We start from the raw sequence: 19,072 nt of genomic DNA, 5'->3' as shown, positions 1-19,072 counted from the left end.
TGATAGAAAAAACCATATTTACTCATTGTTTTTCCCTATTAAAAAGTAACGATAGTTTATTTTATACCTATAAATAGGTAATTATTTTAAGTTAGAAAAAAAGTAATAAAGAACAGATTATTAGTAAATAAAATAACCGGTTAAGTTTTAAAAAATAGTATTTGCCCTGACGCAAACGTTTGCTATCATCACCTACTACTACTACTACTACTACTACTACTACTACTACTACTACTACTACTACTACTACTACTATTTTCCTATTTTGACAACCTTGTATTTATTAGATAGTATGCGCATTCTTGTGAAAAATTTAATCTATTTTTTAGTTTAGAAAATGTAACGCAAAGGAAGTAGTTTTGTTTATAAAAGATTAAATAAAACAAGAAACATATCAAATAAATTTATTTACCAACCATAAAGGAGGACTCTAATGAGTCTAATTTTAATCAAAGCAAAATCAGGACAGCGAATTGATTTAAGCAAAGTTGCCAAAAAAGGCAAATATGTTGAATTAGCCGTTGCCGGAGAAGAGTATCACGTTATAGACAGTGAAACAGGAAAAACCCCGGAAGATTTACAGGTTTCCCGATCAGGTAACGATCTTGTTATAAAAAGCAAAAAAGACAAGATTGAAGTTATCATAGATGAATTCTGGGGCGAATGTAGCGCAGAACAGCAATGCTTTGCAGTGTTTGACAGTGCGGCGCAAGGTGCTGAGCAAGGCAAGGTTATCGTTACCCAAGTTGAAGCAGAAATGAGTGGTTTTAGTAGCAACGATATTGCCAGTGGAACATTAACAACCAGCTTAGAAAATGGACAAAGTTTTAGTCCTTGGACATATGTAGCCGGTGCAGCAGCATTGCTCGGAGGCATTGCATTAGCCGCAGGCGGTGGAAGCAGTGGTGGCAAGGGATCATCCCATACGGGGGGGGGTAGAAAGCACTAAGATTACCGCCGCCGAAGAAGCAGTTAAAGCCGCCGAAGAAGCCTACCAACAAGCCAAAGATCTTCTAGAAAAAGCAAAAGAAGATAATCAAATCACAGCAGAAGAAAACGCTGCCCTTGAAGAAGCAAATCAAGCAATAAAAGACGCAAAAACAAAGGCAGAAGAAGCATTAAAAAACCTACCTAAAGATAAAGAACAAGAAGCACTGAAAGAAAGATTAGATGCCGTTAATCCCATTGAAATTCCCGAGAATGGCGGAAATCCGTCAACAGATCCAGAACAACCAACTCCAACAGACCCTACAGATAATCAAGGCAACACAGGAAAAGACAAACCGGATGTTGGAGGACAGGATAAAGATCCTGCGTTAGAAAATGCAGAGAAATTAGTCAAGGCAGCAGAAGACGCAGAGAAAGCGGCAGAAGCAAAATTGACTGAAGTGAAGGCGAAAGATGTGGTTAGCCAAGCAGATGCGGACGAGTTAACACGTTTAAATAACGAAGTCACAGCGAAGAAAGAGGCCGCAGAGGAAGCGGTGAACGCATTACCAGAAGGCGATGTGAAGGATGGCTTTACCGGTCGTTTAGCTAGTGTGGATGGCATTACCGTTCCACCGGTGACGGACAGCAATAACGATGGTGTCGCGGATGATAAAGCGGCAGAAGCTGAGCGGTTAGTCAAGGCAGCAGAAGACGCAGAGAAAGCGGCAGAAGCAAAATTGACTGAAGTGAAGGCGAAAGATGTGGTTAGCCAAGCAGATGCGGACGAGTTAACACGTTTAAATAACGAAGTCACAGCGAAGAAAGAGGCCGCAGAGGAAGCGGTGAACGCATTACCAGAAGGTGATGTGAAGGATGGCTTTACCGGTCGTTTAGCTAGTGTGGATGGCATTACCGTTCCACCGGTGACGGACAGCAATAACGATGGTGTCGCGGATGATAAAGCGGCAGAAGCTGAGCGGTTAGTCAAGGCAGCAGAAGACGCAGAGAAAGCGGCAGAAGCAAAATTGACTGAAGTGAAGGCGAAAGATGTGGTTAGCCAAGCAGATGCGGACGAGTTAACACGTTTAAATAACGAAGTCACAGCGAAGAAAGAGGCCGCAGAGGAAGCGGTGAACGCATTACCAGAAGGCGATGTGAAGGATGGCTTTACCGGTCGTTTAGCTAGTGTGGATGGCATTACCGTTCCACCGGTGACGGACAGCAATAACGATGGTGTCGCGGATGATAAAGCGGCAGAAGCTGAGCGGTTAGTCAAGGCAGCAGAAGACGCAGAGAAAGCGGCAGAAGCAAAATTGACTGAAGTGAAGGCGAAAGATGTGGTTAGCCAAGCAGATGCGGACGAGTTAACACGTTTAAATAACGAAGTCACAGCGAAGAAAGAGGCCGCAGAGGAAGCGGTGAACGCATTACCAGAAGGCGATGTGAAGGATGGCTTTACCGGTCGTTTAGCTAGTGTGGATGGCATTACCGTTCCACCGGTGACGGACAGCAATAACGATGGTGTCGCGGATGATAAAGCGGCAGAAGCTGAGCGGTTAGTCAAGGCAGCAGAAGACGCAGAGAAAGCGGCAGAAGCAAAATTGACTGAAGTGAAGGCGAAAGATGTGGTTAGCCAAGCAGATGCGGACGAGTTAACACGTTTAAATAACGAAGTCACAGCGAAGAAAGAGGCCGCAGAGGAAGCGGTGAACGCATTACCAGAAGGCGATGTGAAGGATGGCTTTACCGGTCGTTTAGCTAGTGTGGATGGCATTACCGTTCCACCGGTGACGGACAGCAATAACGATGGTGTCGCGGATGATAAAGCGGCAGAAGCTGAGCGGTTAGTCAAGGCAGCAGAAGACGCAGAGAAAGCGGCAGAAGCAAAATTGACTGAAGTGAAGGCGAAAGATGTGGTTAGCCAAGCAGATGCGGACGAGTTAACACGTTTAAATAACGAAGTCACAGCGAAGAAAGAGGCCGCAGAGGAAGCGGTGAACGCATTACCAGAAGGCGATGTGAAGGATGGCTTTACCGGTCGTTTAGCTAGTGTGGATGGCATTACCGTTCCACCGGTGACGGACAGCAATAACGATGGTGTCGCGGATGATAAAGCGGCAGAAGCTGAGCGGTTAGTCAAGGCAGCAGAAGACGCAGAGAAAGCGGCAGAAGCAAAATTGACTGAAGTGAAGGCGAAAGATGTGGTTAGCCAAGCAGATGCGGACGAGTTAACACGTTTAAATAACGAAGTCACAGCGAAGAAAGAGGCCGCAGAGGAAGCGGTGAACGCATTACCAGAAGGTGATGTGAAGGATGGCTTTACCGGTCGTTTAGCTAGTGTGGATGGCATTACCGTTCCACCGGTGACGGACAGCAATAACGATGGTGTCGCGGATGATAAAGCGGCAGAAGCTGAGCGGTTAGTCAAGGCAGCAGAAGACGCAGAGAAAGCGGCAGAAGCAAAATTGACTGAAGTGAAGGCGAAAGATGTGGTTAGCCAAGCAGATGCGGACGAGTTAACACGTTTAAATAACGAAGTCACAGCGAAGAAAGAGGCCGCAGAGGAAGCGGTGAACGCATTACCAGAAGGTGATGTGAAGGATGGCTTTACCGGTCGTTTAGCTAGTGTGGATGGCATTACCGTTCCACCGGTGACGGACAGCAATAACGATGGTGTCGCGGATGATAAAGCGGCAGAAGCTGAGCGGTTAGTCAAGGCAGCAGAAGACGCAGAGAAAGCGGCAGAAGCAAAATTGACTGAAGTGAAGGCGAAAGATGTGGTTAGCCAAGCAGATGCGGACGAGTTAACACGTTTAAATAACGAAGTCACAGCGAAGAAAGAGGCCGCAGAGGAAGCGGTGAACGCATTACCAGAAGGTGATGTGAAGGATGGCTTTACCGGTCGTTTAGCTAGTGTGGATGGCATTACCGTTCCACCGGTGACGGACAGCAATAACGATGGTGTCGCGGATGATAAAGCGGCAGAAGCTGAGCGGTTAGTCAAGGCAGCAGAAGACGCAGAGAAAGCGGCAGAAGCAAAATTGACTGAAGTGAAGGCGAAAGATGTGGTTAGCCAAGCAGATGCGGACGAGTTAACACGTTTAAATAACGAAGTCACAGCGAAGAAAGAGGCCGCAGAGGAAGCGGTGAACGCATTACCAGAAGGCGATGTGAAGGATGGCTTTACCGGTCGTTTAGCTAGTGTGGATGGCATTACCGTTCCACCGGTGACGGACAGCAATAACGATGGTGTCGCGGATGATAAAGCGGCAGAAGCTGAGCGGTTAGTCAAGGCAGCAGAAGACGCAGAGAAAGCGGCAGAAGCAAAATTGACTGAAGTGAAGGCGAAAGATGTGGTTAGCCAAGCAGATGCGGACGAGTTAACACGTTTAAATAACGAAGTCACAGCGAAGAAAGAGGCCGCAGAGGAAGCGGTGAACGCATTACCAGAAGGTGATGTGAAGGATGGCTTTACCGGTCGTTTAGCTAGTGTGGATGGCATTACCGTTCCACCGGTGACGGACAGCAATAACGATGGTGTCGCGGATGATAAAGCGGCAGAAGCTGAGCGGTTAGTCAAGGCAGCAGAAGACGCAGAGAAAGCGGCAGAAGCAAAATTGACTGAAGTGAAGGCGAAAGATGTGGTTAGCCAAGCAGATGCGGACGAGTTAACACGTTTAAATAACGAAGTCACAGCGAAGAAAGAGGCCGCAGAGGAAGCGGTGAACGCATTACCAGAAGGCGATGTGAAGGATGGCTTTACCGGTCGTTTAGCTAGTGTGGATGGCATTACCGTTCCACCGGTGACGGACAGCAATAACGATGGTGTCGCGGATGATAAAGCGGCAGAAGCTGAGCGGTTAGTCAAGGCAGCAGAAGACGCAGAGAAAGCGGCAGAAGCAAAATTGACTGAAGTGAAGGCGAAAGATGTGGTTAGCCAAGCAGATGCGGACGAGTTAACACGTTTAAATAACGAAGTCACAGCGAAGAAAGAGGCCGCAGAGGAAGCGGTGAACGCATTACCAGAAGGTGATGTGAAGGATGGCTTTACCGGTCGTTTAGCTAGTGTGGATGGCATTACCGTTCCACCGGTGACGGACAGCAATAACGATGGTGTCGCGGATGATAAAGCGGCAGAAGCTGAGCGGTTAGTCAAGGCAGCAGAAGACGCAGAGAAAGCGGCAGAAGCAAAATTGACTGAAGTGAAGGCGAAAGATGTGGTTAGCCAAGCAGATGCGGACGAGTTAACACGTTTAAATAACGAAGTCACAGCGAAGAAAGAGGCCGCAGAGGAAGCGGTGAACGCATTACCAGAAGGCGATGTGAAGGATGGCTTTACCGGTCGTTTAGCTAGTGTGGATGGCATTACCGTTCCACCGGTGACGGACAGCAATAACGATGGTGTCGCGGATGATAAAGCGGCAGAAGCTGAGCGGTTAGTCAAGGCAGCAGAAGACGCAGAGAAAGCGGCAGAAGCAAAATTGACTGAAGTGAAGGCGAAAGATGTGGTTAGCCAAGCAGATGCGGACGAGTTAACACGTTTAAATAACGAAGTCACAGCGAAGAAAGAGGCCGCAGAGGAAGCGGTGAACGCATTACCAGAAGGCGATGTGAAGGATGGCTTTACCGGTCGTTTAGCTAGTGTGGATGGCATTACCGTTCCACCGGTGACGGACAGCAATAACGATGGTGTCGCGGATGATAAAGCGGCAGAAGCTGAGCGGTTAGTCAAGGCAGCAGAAGACGCAGAGAAAGCGGCAGAAGCAAAATTGACTGAAGTGAAGGCGAAAGATGTGGTTAGCCAAGCAGATGCGGACGAGTTAACACGTTTAAATAACGAAGTCACAGCGAAGAAAGAGGCCGCAGAGGAAGCGGTGAACGCATTACCAGAAGGTGATGTGAAGGATGGCTTTACCGGTCGTTTAGCTAGTGTGGATGGCATTACCGTTCCACCGGTGACGGACAGCAATAACGATGGTGTCGCGGATGATAAAGCGGCAGAAGCTGAGCGGTTAGTCAAGGCAGCAGAAGACGCAGAGAAAGCGGCAGAAGCAAAATTGACTGAAGTGAAGGCGAAAGATGTGGTTAGCCAAGCAGATGCGGACGAGTTAACACGTTTAAATAACGAAGTCACAGCGAAGAAAGAGGCCGCAGAGGAAGCGGTGAACGCATTACCAGAAGGTGATGTGAAGGATGGCTTTACCGGTCGTTTAGCTAGTGTGGATGGCATTACCGTTCCACCGGTGACGGACAGCAATAACGATGGTGTCGCGGATGATAAAGCGGCAGAAGCTGAGCGGTTAGTCAAGGCAGCAGAAGACGCAGAGAAAGCGGCAGAAGCAAAATTGACTGAAGTGAAGGCGAAAGATGTGGTTAGCCAAGCAGATGCGGACGAGTTAACACGTTTAAATAACGAAGTCACAGCGAAGAAAGAGGCCGCAGAGGAAGCGGTGAACGCATTACCAGAAGGCGATGTGAAGGATGGCTTTACCGGTCGTTTAGCTAGTGTGGATGGCATTACCGTTCCACCGGTGACGGACAGCAATAACGATGGTGTCGCGGATGATAAAGCGGCAGAAGCTGAGCGGTTAGTCAAGGCAGCAGAAGACGCAGAGAAAGCGGCAGAAGCAAAATTGACTGAAGTGAAGGCGAAAGATGTGGTTAGCCAAGCAGATGCGGACGAGTTAACACGTTTAAATAACGAAGTCACAGCGAAGAAAGAGGCCGCAGAGGAAGCGGTGAACGCATTACCAGAAGGCGATGTGAAGGATGGCTTTACCGGTCGTTTAGCTAGTGTGGATGGCATTACCGTTCCACCGGTGACGGACAGCAATAACGATGGTGTCGCGGATGATAAAGCGGCAGAAGCTGAGCGGTTAGTCAAGGCAGCAGAAGACGCAGAGAAAGCGGCAGAAGCAAAATTGACTGAAGTGAAGGCGAAAGATGTGGTTAGCCAAGCAGATGCGGACGAGTTAACACGTTTAAATAACGAAGTCACAGCGAAGAAAGAGGCCGCAGAGGAAGCGGTGAACGCATTACCAGAAGGCGATGTGAAGGATGGCTTTACCGGTCGTTTAGCTAGTGTGGATGGCATTACCGTTCCACCGGTGACGGACAGCAATAACGATGGTGTCGCGGATGATAAAGCGGCAGAAGCTGAGCGGTTAGTCAAGGCAGCAGAAGACGCAGAGAAAGCGGCAGAAGCAAAATTGACTGAAGTGAAGGCGAAAGATGTGGTTAGCCAAGCAGATGCGGACGAGTTAACACGTTTAAATAACGAAGTCACAGCGAAGAAAGAGGCCGCAGAGGAAGCGGTGAACGCATTACCAGAAGGTGATGTGAAGGATGGCTTTACCGGTCGTTTAGCTAGTGTGGATGGCATTACCGTTCCACCGGTGACGGACAGCAATAACGATGGTGTCGCGGATGATAAAGCGGCAGAAGCTGAGCGGTTAGTCAAGGCAGCAGAAGACGCAGAGAAAGCGGCAGAAGCAAAATTGACTGAAGTGAAGGCGAAAGATGTGGTTAGCCAAGCAGATGCGGACGAGTTAACACGTTTAAATAACGAAGTCACAGCGAAGAAAGAGGCCGCAGAGGAAGCGGTGAACGCATTACCAGAAGGTGATGTGAAGGATGGCTTTACCGGTCGTTTAGCTAGTGTGGATGGCATTACCGTTCCACCGGTGACGGACAGCAATAACGATGGTGTCGCGGATGATAAAGCGGCAGAAGCTGAGCGGTTAGTCAAGGCAGCAGAAGACGCAGAGAAAGCGGCAGAAGCAAAATTGACTGAAGTGAAGGCGAAAGATGTGGTTAGCCAAGCAGATGCGGACGAGTTAACACGTTTAAATAACGAAGTCACAGCGAAGAAAGAGGCCGCAGAGGAAGCGGTGAACGCATTACCAGAAGGCGATGTGAAGGATGGCTTTACCGGTCGTTTAGCTAGTGTGGATGGCATTACCGTTCCACCGGTGACGGACAGCAATAACGATGGTGTCGCGGATGATAAAGCGGCAGAAGCTGAGCGGTTAGTCAAGGCAGCAGAAGACGCAGAGAAAGCGGCAGAAGCAAAATTGACTGAAGTGAAGGCGAAAGATGTGGTTAGCCAAGCAGATGCGGACGAGTTAACACGTTTAAATAACGAAGTCACAGCGAAGAAAGAGGCCGCAGAGGAAGCGGTGAACGCATTACCAGAAGGCGATGTGAAGGATGGCTTTACCGGTCGTTTAGCTAGTGTGGATGGCATTACCGTTCCACCGGTGACGGACAGCAATAACGATGGTGTCGCGGATGATAAAGCGGCAGAAGCTGAGCGGTTAGTCAAGGCAGCAGAAGACGCAGAGAAAGCGGCAGAAGCAAAATTGACTGAAGTGAAGGCGAAAGATGTGGTTAGCCAAGCAGATGCGGACGAGTTAACACGTTTAAATAACGAAGTCACAGCGAAGAAAGAGGCCGCAGAGGAAGCGGTGAACGCATTACCAGAAGGCGATGTGAAGGATGGCTTTACCGGTCGTTTAGCTAGTGTGGATGGCATTACCGTTCCACCGGTGACGGACAGCAATAACGATGGTGTCGCGGATGATAAAGCGGCAGAAGCTGAGCGGTTAGTCAAGGCAGCAGAAGACGCAGAGAAAGCGGCAGAAGCAAAATTGACTGAAGTGAAGGCGAAAGATGTGGTTAGCCAAGCAGATGCGGACGAGTTAACACGTTTAAATAACGAAGTCACAGCGAAGAAAGAGGCCGCAGAGGAAGCGGTGAACGCATTACCAGAAGGTGATGTGAAGGATGGCTTTACCGGTCGTTTAGCTAGTGTGGATGGCATTACCGTTCCACCGGTGACGGACAGCAATAACGATGGTGTCGCGGATGATAAAGCGGCAGAAGCTGAGCGGTTAGTCAAGGCAGCAGAAGACGCAGAGAAAGCGGCAGAAGCAAAATTGACTGAAGTGAAGGCGAAAGATGTGGTTAGCCAAGCAGATGCGGACGAGTTAACACGTTTAAATAACGAAGTCACAGCGAAGAAAGAGGCCGCAGAGGAAGCGGTGAACGCATTACCAGAAGGTGATGTGAAGGATGGCTTTACCGGTCGTTTAGCTAGTGTGGATGGCATTACCGTTCCACCGGTGACGGACAGCAATAACGATGGTGTCGCGGATGATAAAGCGGCAGAAGCTGAGCGGTTAGTCAAGGCAGCAGAAGACGCAGAGAAAGCGGCAGAAGCAAAATTGACTGAAGTGAAGGCGAAAGATGTGGTTAGCCAAGCAGATGCGGACGAGTTAACACGTTTAAATAACGAAGTCACAGCGAAGAAAGAGGCCGCAGAGGAAGCGGTGAACGCATTACCAGAAGGCGATGTGAAGGATGGCTTTACCGGTCGTTTAGCTAGTGTGGATGGCATTACCGTTCCACCGGTGACGGACAGCAATAACGATGGTGTCGCGGATGATAAAGCGGCAGAAGCTGAGCGGTTAGTCAAGGCAGCAGAAGACGCAGAGAAAGCGGCAGAAGCAAAATTGACTGAAGTGAAGGCGAAAGATGTGGTTAGCCAAGCAGATGCGGACGAGTTAACACGTTTAAATAACGAAGTCACAGCGAAGAAAGAGGCCGCAGAGGAAGCGGTGAACGCATTACCAGAAGGCGATGTGAAGGATGGCTTTACCGGTCGTTTAGCTAGTGTGGATGGCATTACCGTTCCACCGGTGACGGACAGCAATAACGATGGTGTCGCGGATGATAAAGCGGCAGAAGCTGAGCGGTTAGTCAAGGCAGCAGAAGACGCAGAGAAAGCGGCAGAAGCAAAATTGACTGAAGTGAAGGCGAAAGATGTGGTTAGCCAAGCAGATGCGGACGAGTTAACACGTTTAAATAACGAAGTCACAGCGAAGAAAGAGGCCGCAGAGGAAGCGGTGAACGCATTACCAGAAGGCGATGTGAAGGATGGCTTTACCGGTCGTTTAGCTAGTGTGGATGGCATTACCGTTCCACCGGTGACGGACAGCAATAACGATGGTGTCGCGGATGATAAAGCGGCAGAAGCTGAGCGGTTAGTCAAGGCAGCAGAAGACGCAGAGAAAGCGGCAGAAGCAAAATTGACTGAAGTGAAGGCGAAAGATGTGGTTAGCCAAGCAGATGCGGACGAGTTAACACGTTTAAATAACGAAGTCACAGCGAAGAAAGAGGCCGCAGAGGAAGCGGTGAACGCATTACCAGAAGGTGATGTGAAGGATGGCTTTACCGGTCGTTTAGCTAGTGTGGATGGCATTACCGTTCCACCGGTGACGGACAGCAATAACGATGGTGTCGCGGATGATAAAGCGGCAGAAGCTGAGCGGTTAGTCAAGGCAGCAGAAGACGCAGAGAAAGCGGCAGAAGCAAAATTGACTGAAGTGAAGGCGAAAGATGTGGTTAGCCAAGCAGATGCGGACGAGTTAACACGTTTAAATAACGAAGTCACAGCGAAGAAAGAGGCCGCAGAGGAAGCGGTGAACGCATTACCAGAAGGTGATGTGAAGGATGGCTTTACCGGTCGTTTAGCTAGTGTGGATGGCATTACCGTTCCACCGGTGACGGACAGCAATAACGATGGTGTCGCGGATGATAAAGCGGCAGAAGCTGAGCGGTTAGTCAAGGCAGCAGAAGACGCAGAGAAAGCGGCAGAAGCAAAATTGACTGAAGTGAAGGCGAAAGATGTGGTTAGCCAAGCAGATGCGGACGAGTTAACACGTTTAAATAACGAAGTCACAGCGAAGAAAGAGGCCGCAGAGGAAGCGGTGAACGCATTACCAGAAGGCGATGTGAAGGATGGCTTTACCGGTCGTTTAGCTAGTGTGGATGGCATTACCGTTCCACCGGTGACGGACAGCAATAACGATGGTGTCGCGGATGATAAAGCGGCAGAAGCTGAGCGGTTAGTCAAGGCAGCAGAAGACGCAGAGAAAGCGGCAGAAGCAAAATTGACTGAAGTGAAGGCGAAAGATGTGGTTAGCCAAGCAGATGCGGACGAGTTAACACGTTTAAATAACGAAGTCACAGCGAAGAAAGAGGCCGCAGAGGAAGCGGTGAACGCATTACCAGAAGGCGATGTGAAGGATGGCTTTACCGGTCGTTTAGCTAGTGTGGATGGCATTACCGTTCCACCGGTGACGGACAGCAATAACGATGGTGTCGCGGATGATAAAGCGGCAGAAGCTGAGCGGTTAGTCAAGGCAGCAGAAGACGCAGAGAAAGCGGCAGAAGCAAAATTGACTGAAGTGAAGGCGAAAGATGTGGTTAGCCAAGCAGATGCGGACGAGTTAACACGTTTAAATAACGAAGTCACAGCGAAGAAAGAGGCCGCAGAGGAAGCGGTGAACGCATTACCAGAAGGCGATGTGAAGGATGGCTTTACCGGTCGTTTAGCTAGTGTGGATGGCATTACCGTTCCACCGGTGACGGACAGCAATAACGATGGTGTCGCGGATGATAAAGCGGCAGAAGCTGAGCGGTTAGTCAAGGCAGCAGAAGACGCAGAGAAAGCGGCAGAAGCAAAATTGACTGAAGTGAAGGCGAAAGATGTGGTTAGCCAAGCAGATGCGGACGAGTTAACACGTTTAAATAACGAAGTCACAGCGAAGAAAGAGGCCGCAGAGGAAGCGGTGAACGCATTACCAGAAGGCGATGTGAAGGATGGCTTTACCGGTCGTTTAGCTAGTGTGGATGGCATTACCGTTCCACCGGTGACGGACAAAAACAGCAACGGTGTATTAGATACAACGGAAGCGAATATTGATCGTTTATTGGCAGAAGCGAAGCAGAAAGCGCAAGACGCTAAGGCGAAGGAAACAGAAGTTGGTAAAAATGGTGTAGTTACTGCAACAGAGAAGGGGCAGTTAGATCAGGCGATTAAAGATGCTCAAGATGCGAAGAATGCAGTAGATGCTGAGATTGCTAAATTACCAAATGGTTCATATAAAACGTCCAAAGAAGGTGAATCAGCAAGCATTGTTATTCCTAATACTTTAAGTGTTACCCCAATCCCAACAGGTAAACCAGCAGTGGTGGTTGGTAGCGGTTTAGATGCTGATAGCGATGGTGTGATTGATAAAGCAGAGTTAGGTGAGTCTGGTGGTCAACCAAATCCGGTTACAGTGAATGTCGGCTTTATTGGTGTGCAAAATGTGAAAGCGGGTGATATCTTGACCGGTAAAATTACCGTTGGTGATAAGGTTTATTATATTAATTCAGATAAATCGCTAACGGGAACGCAGCCTGCGAAAGGTTATGCTTTGACAGCAGATGATATTCGCGACGGCATTTCATTGAATGTACCAGTGCAAGATGGTTTCCAAGGTCAGCTTTCTGTATCGGATGTAACGGTGAAAGATGCTGAAAACCAAGGTAATAATACGACTGCAGGTCAACAATCTGTACAGTTGGATATTACTGATGCACCAACAGTTACGATGGCGTTAACTCAAGATACTGGAAGTTCGAAAACAGATAAGATCACTAACAATGGTGAATTGAGTTTCACTCCGCCACAAGGTTATGTCATTGATAGCGTTACAGTAAATGGTGAAGCGGCTAAATTGGATGGTAATAAGATTACTTTACCGGAAGGTCAGTACGATGCAGGTTCAGTAGTTGTGACTATTCGTAATGAAACAATAGGGCGAACAGCAACGATACCTAATAGTGATCGCTATGTGGTGGATACTACAACACCAAGCGAGCCACAAATTGATGCACCAGCTGGAAAAGATACAACAATTGCATTGCCTACTGATGCTGATATTGGTGATGTGTTTAAGGTGAAGATTACTAAACCGGGTGAAGCAGCAGCAAATGAAATTGAATACCGTAAGACAGAAAATGGTTGGGTACTACAAGGAAGTTCAGTAGAGGGTGTGAACCTTGCAAATGGTATGATTACGATTGCACAAAATAGTACACCAGTCGGCACAACTATTAATGCAACAGTAACTGACGTTGCAGGTAATTCAGCATCGGCAACTGAGGCAACAGTTAAAGAAATACCAGATCGGGATAAAGATGGTTATACCGATGATGAAGAGGCAAAAGCAGGATCTGATCCTGATCTAAATAGCTCTACGCCTAAGACCTTAGCTGAAGAAGCTTATGAGAAAGCGAAAGAAGCATTTGAGGCATTTAATGCTCAAAAATCAGTGCTTGCTGAACATGGCTTTACGGCAAATGAGGTAAATGCGCTTAATAAACAGTTGCTGCCATTATCAGAGTTGAAAGAAAAAGCAATTGCAGCAGTGGAATGGGTGCATACAGATGATGATAAGCAAGATTTAGTGAACAAAATTAATGCCTTAGAAGCAGTAGTGCCAGATGTAACTAATGCGGCCGATGCAGTTTGGCAAGCGAATAGTAGAACTACGCTTTTATATCGAGCATTTTGGAAAACTATGACCCCTAGTGCTAAATATCTTGATGATTATGCATCAGAAAATGGGGGGATTGTTACTATTAATGCAACAGATATTCCTATTAAAGATACTTTAGGTGGAGAATCATTTACGATTAAACTTGCGCCAACAGACGGATGGAAGCAAGGAACACCAACGTCATCAAGTGCATCTATTTCTGAGTATCGTGTAGATGAAAATGGAAATATGCAAATTCGTATTGATCCTGAGGTTGCAAAAAAAATTAGTGAGACAACTCAACAGTTTTTTAATGTGGTGACTGAAGATGGTACTAAATTGACACTGCTGGTTCCATTTACAAATCCAAATAAGGGTGGGAATGGTATTGATGTGGTTAGTGTTAGTATTGAGGATGATGAGAACCCAATTACAGAGGTAGTAGAAAAAGATGGAACAACTAATGACACTAGCTGGTCTAAAATTCTCGTTGGGGTTAAGAATAAAGTTTCATCAGGTGGAAATTTAGATGGTTGGGTAGTGAAATTAGAGATCATTGATACTAATGAGCCAGATCAGGTACGTTGGTCAGATACAAAAGGCAATCAGACAGCGGGAGAAAAAACACTTACATTTGATGCGAGAGGTTTTAATCCAGAAGATGGGCATACCTATATTTTGAGAGCTAGCTCTTATAATACTAATGATACGACTGTTTTGGGGACTTATACTGTTTACGATAGTGTAGAAAATCGAGTAACGTTAGATACTACACCGCCGGCGGTAGAACATCATATTTATGCCGATGAAGCAGGAAAATTGCACGTTGAATTTACCTTTAAAGAAGATAGTCTTAAAGTGTGGAGAAAAGATGGTGCATTGGCTAATCCGGAGATAGATGTTTTACAAAACTATAGCAGTGCAGTAGATGTATCCCAGAAAGATCATAAATGGAGTACAACAATTAGAGATGGGGAATCAACATTTGTCTTCTATGATAAAGAAGGGAATTCCCAAATTGTTGATTTATTAAAAGATGCAAAAGTGCTTCGTTTGGCTCGTTTAACAACGAATATGAATAAAGACGTAGGACCTAATAACTGGAATAGTGATGGTAATGAAGATCAAAATAAAGATTATGGTTCAAATGGTTTAAAAACAGAAAGTGATAAAGACAATATCATTATTCTTCGTCAGACACAGGGTGGTGATGGGTTTGGTGGCTTTATTGATGGAGGCACTGATCTTTCAGAGTATAAAGCGACTTTAAAAACCTATGATCACGATGATCTTATTGATGCTGTTGGTATGGGAGGTCATACTGATGTGATTACTGGCGGAGGTGATGACACGTTAATCTTGCGTAAAGGTATGAGTGGTTATGGACCTTATGGTTATCCGGGGGGTTCGTTTGATGGCCCTCAGCGTATCTTAATGGGCAGCGGTAAAGATACTTTTAGTATTTTCGGTGTCTTTAAAGACAGCTATGGTATGAATAATACAACTGCGAAAGTATCGATGGGCGATGATGATGATACCATTTCAATTACTCGTTCAATTGAAGCGGATCATGATAGTGAGCGACCATATTCTAACTATTTTAGTCTTGGTGCTGGAAACGATAAGATGACAGTAGGTGGAACGATTACTGATACAGCTCCTAAATTGGCATCAAATATTATCGATCTTGGTTCAGGAAATGATGTTCTGACGGTAGGCGGAGAGTTGCAAGATGATGTGTTAATTCTTTCAAAAGACAGTAGCACAATTACTGTAGGGGGAATTGGCGGACAAGCTAATGTAACTATGTTGCTTGGCGCAGGAGATGACAATGTAACTGTGCGTAATAGTGTTAATTACTCTGAAGCCAGAGATAAGGCAATCTTTAAAGAGATTTATGATGCCAGCTTGAAATATACTGGTGCTTATCAAGACGATGTGCGTTCTTGGTATGAAGAGAGTAAAGATGCATTAGCTAAGTTGCCGGATAATAACTATATTATTAATCTTGGTGATGGTAATAATACTATGAGTGTTGGCGGCAATATGATCCATGCAAAAATTGAGTCTGGCTCAGGCAAAGATACGGTAACTATTAATACTTGGGTTCTTTCATCAAATAATATTAAACTTGGTGCAGGAAATGACTCCATTTCGATTAACTCTATGTTCAAAGATGATAGTATCTCTGGTCAATCATTGATTTATGGTGGTGAAGGTCGAGATACAATTAATCTTGGTACACCAAATAGTGATTCAAATAAAGTAAGGTTGGAAATGTATGGCGATATTGGTGGTAACAATATTGATGTTTCTAGCATTGAAGTCTTTAATTTGAATGGTAAAGGTGGAACACTCATTATCGGAAACAAAGGAGATATTGTTAGTGGCAAAGCTTCAACAATTGGTCCGATTGAAGTTCATGGAACGAATGCTGATAGTGTCAGAATAGAAAGTAGTTGGCATAAGGTAGCAACAGAAAATGGTGCGAAGAAATATGAATATAAAAATACAGGTATTTATATTTCCATCGATGATGCTATTAATGTTACTGAATTTTCTGTTTGATTAATTGAGCGTTAAAAACAGGTAATCAAAAACCCATCAAGCTTCCCGCTTGATGGGCTTTTCTTTTGTATTTGATTTGTTTTTTTCTTCTGTATTAATCACCAATAACCGCTTGTGCAATTTGTTCAAGCAAATTTTTATAAATAGTGCTGCCTTCAGTAGCACTTACTTTAATTTCAATAATAGTAGCGGATTTACGCATATAAGCTGTTTTTAGGGTAGAACTTAAATCTGCCCAAGTATAAGGCCGTGCATAATTTAGCTCAAACATATTGGCGATTTGTGAAAACTCTAAATTATGTGGTAAGCGATAATATTGTTCTTTAGCTTCATTTTCTACTGGCAACATATCAAAAATTGCACCGCCATTATTGTTAATAATAAAAATAATGGTTGGCAATTTGACCTTTCTGAATAAGGCAAAAGAGTTGAGATCGTGCAGTGCGGAAATGTCGCCGATAAAAGCGATCAAAGGGCGTTGATGAGCAATAGCAACACCAGCGGCGGTAGCCAATAAACCATCGATACCGCTTGCTCCTCTATTAGTATAAATCGGATAGTTATTAGGCAGTTTGCATAGTGCATCAACTAAACGTACAAAAAGACTATTACCAAGGAAAAGTATGCCATTTGTTGGCAGTAAGCGTTCTAGATGATGAGCCAATGATGCTTCGTTTAAATTGCTTCCAACTTGTTGTTCAATAAATTTATCACAAAATTGTGATAGTGCTAACGGTTCAAGCAACCACGGTTTTTGTCTGAGTGGTGGATGCGCACGCAACCAATGGTGAGCTTTAGCGTGAAAACGGGTTTGTTGATGATGTGCCGGATCAAGACGGCGTTGTGAAGCATCAACTAACCAATATTCACCGTGAAAGGTTGCTAAAAATTGATTAATTCGTTTACTTACAATGCCGCCGCCAAGCTGAATCACAATATCTGCTTGTAGTAATTGTTGAAAAACCGTTTTATTTGCTAACCAAATATCGGCGTAAGGCAATGTCGCTTCAACAGTGGATTGTACATCCGTTAGTAATACCCAACCCATTGTATTAACCCAAGTGCTAATTCCCATACTTTGTTCCAATGGCAAACGTCCGACAACGACAACGCCGCGTTTTGTTCTCCATAGATCCCAATTTTCGTGGATCAGCACTTCGACTTGATTTTCCGGATGTTTCACCCACGGTTTTTGGCTGTGTAACCAAGAACTTAGCGGTTGTAACCACGAATGGTTGTCAATTTGTTGCAGATTCGCTTGGTAAAGTGGTTCGGCGAACGGCACATTAATATGTATGACGCCGGGGGTAAGTTGTTGTTGATAACAGGCTTGATCTAATGTGGATACTAACCAATTGGCGCTGTAATCTTGACTTGGTTTCGGCAAATCAACTTCAGCAACCGGATAATGTGCAAAGATGTTTTGTTGGCGGATAGCTTGATTTGCACCGCATTCAACCAGTTCGATAGGGCGGTCGGCGGTCAAGACGATTAAATTCGTCTGTGTTTGATAGGCTTCCACAATTGCCGGATAAAGATTAGCGACAGCAGTGCCGGAAGTTACGATAATCACGACCGGCTTTTGTTGTGCTTTAGCTAAACCGAGCGCAAAAAAGCCTAAACCACGCTCATCAAAGTGAGTATGGCAGGTTGCGCGGCTTTCATCCTGTAGCCGTGCGGCTTCGAGTGTAAGCGGTGTTGAACGTGAACCGGGTGCAATGCAGATATGGCTCACACCGTAACGGAGCAGTGATTCCAAAATGACTTTAGACCAGCAACGGTTAAATGTACTGATAGACATGGTATTCTCCTTATCCTATTTGCGTTCAAACAGAGAGAGCAATCCGGACATTTTTCTTTCTATTTCTTGCCACTCTTCATCTGCTTGAGATTCTTTAACAATGCCGGCACCGGCAAAGAGGTGTAATTGTTGATTAGTGAGTTCTGCGGAACGTAGTCCAACACAAAATTCAGCAAAAGATTGTGTGATAACTCCGATTGCTCCGGCGTACCAGTTGCGTTGAAACGGTTCATTGTTCTTAATGAATGACAATGCCGGTTGTCTTGGATAACCGGCAACCGCAGCGGTCGGATGTAATGCGAATAATGGTTCCCAATATTGATGTTGCGGCTGCAAGGTTGCCTTAATCGGATGGCAGAGGTGCTGAACTTTGCGTAATTGGCGTAATTGCACTTTGCCGACCTCAATTTTTTGACAATAAGGCTGAATTTTTTGACAAATATCATCAACAACAAATTGATTTTCCACGAGATTTTTTTGATCTTGCAATAACCATTGTTGATATTGTCGTTGTTGTTCATCTGTTTCGCCAATGGGGGCGGTGCCAGCAAGTGCTTCGGTTTGAAAATCTGAATCAGTGCGGCAGTATAAACATTCTGGACTGGCACCTAAAAAAATAGAATGTGCTGATTCAGCAATCGCAAAGTGGTAACAATGCTGATTAGTTTGACGACTTAATGCCAGCAAATCATAGCCATTTAGTGGTTGATTGAGTTGAAATACTGTTTCACGAGCTAGAACCACTTTATTGAACTGCTGTTGTTTGATCGCATTTAATGCGTTTTGGATTAACTTCCGCCATTGAGATTGAGTACTACTTTGATGGTGTAGTATCGGTGTGATGTCCTTGATTTCATTACAAGTTTGAGAGTGCGGCAGTTGTTGTAGAATTTGCAACAGTTGTTGTTTTTCTTGTTGCCAAATTCTTTGATTAAACAATAGCTTAACAGTTAATTTTTGTTGTTGATAATGCAAATAAATGCGAGGCAAAATGAACTTCACTTCACCTCGAAATTGAACGCCGCCGACGAGCGTAAAATGAGGATAATTCTGTTTAAATTCACTTAATTCTGTAAATGAGGTGATGTGGCTTACCGCGCCGACTGCAGCGATTTGATATTGCTGTTGGCGTTGTTGCAAATAAAATTGCGGAAATACGGCTTGCCCTTTCAACCAAGCGATAAGATCAATGTTTGAAGCCTCTATGGATGCTTGGATTTCACCAAAGCGGCGGCAATCAGGTTGATAAATAGCAATCTGCGTAGTGAGTAATGATTTTAGTTGTTGAAATACATCCATTGTCAATAGCTATTCTATTTATCCAAATGTTATAAAAGTGGTAATTTTACCGTAATTTCAAATAAAGTTCTTGAAAATCTTTCTAAGCTCAAAAAATTAGCGT

At 45.5% G+C, this 19,072-nt stretch carries 4 protein-coding genes; 2 read left to right on the top strand and 2 right to left on the bottom strand.

Annotated features, from left to right (window positions below):
- The first annotated feature begins 433 nt into the window (after positions 1-433).
- Both ACXPAV_RS09150 and ACXPAV_RS09145 read left to right on the top strand, forming a co-directional pair.
- Positions 434-949 carry a hypothetical protein gene (locus ACXPAV_RS09150; RefSeq protein WP_335798307.1) on the top strand — a complete coding sequence of 172 codons (516 nt, stop codon included), beginning with the start codon at positions 434-436 and terminating at the stop codon, positions 947-949.
- Positions 906-15,869, top strand: coding sequence for a GA-like domain-containing protein (locus tag ACXPAV_RS09145; protein ID WP_458003323.1), 14,964 nt, complete (start codon positions 906-908; stop codon positions 15,867-15,869). The genes ACXPAV_RS09150 and ACXPAV_RS09145 overlap by 44 nt, the downstream gene beginning before the upstream one ends.
- Before the next feature lie 94 nt (positions 15,870-15,963).
- Here the strand turns inward: ACXPAV_RS09145 and menD are convergent, their stop codons facing one another.
- A complete protein-coding gene (gene menD / locus ACXPAV_RS09140; RefSeq protein ID WP_458003322.1) occupies positions 15,964-17,670 on the bottom strand; it encodes a 2-succinyl-5-enolpyruvyl-6-hydroxy-3-cyclohexene-1-carboxylic-acid synthase in 1,707 nt (568 codons plus the stop codon).
- A 15-nt stretch (positions 17,671-17,685) separates the two neighbouring features.
- Entirely contained in the window at positions 17,686-18,969 is a 1,284-nt protein-coding gene (locus ACXPAV_RS09135) for an isochorismate synthase (protein ID WP_458003321.1), read from the bottom strand.
- Positions 18,970-19,072: the final 103 nt, after the last annotated feature.

The organism is Gallibacterium sp. ZY190522, assembly GCF_054166015.1.
The sequence above is the reverse complement of the archived record's forward strand: the minus strand, read 5'-3'. Positions and strand labels throughout refer to the sequence as shown.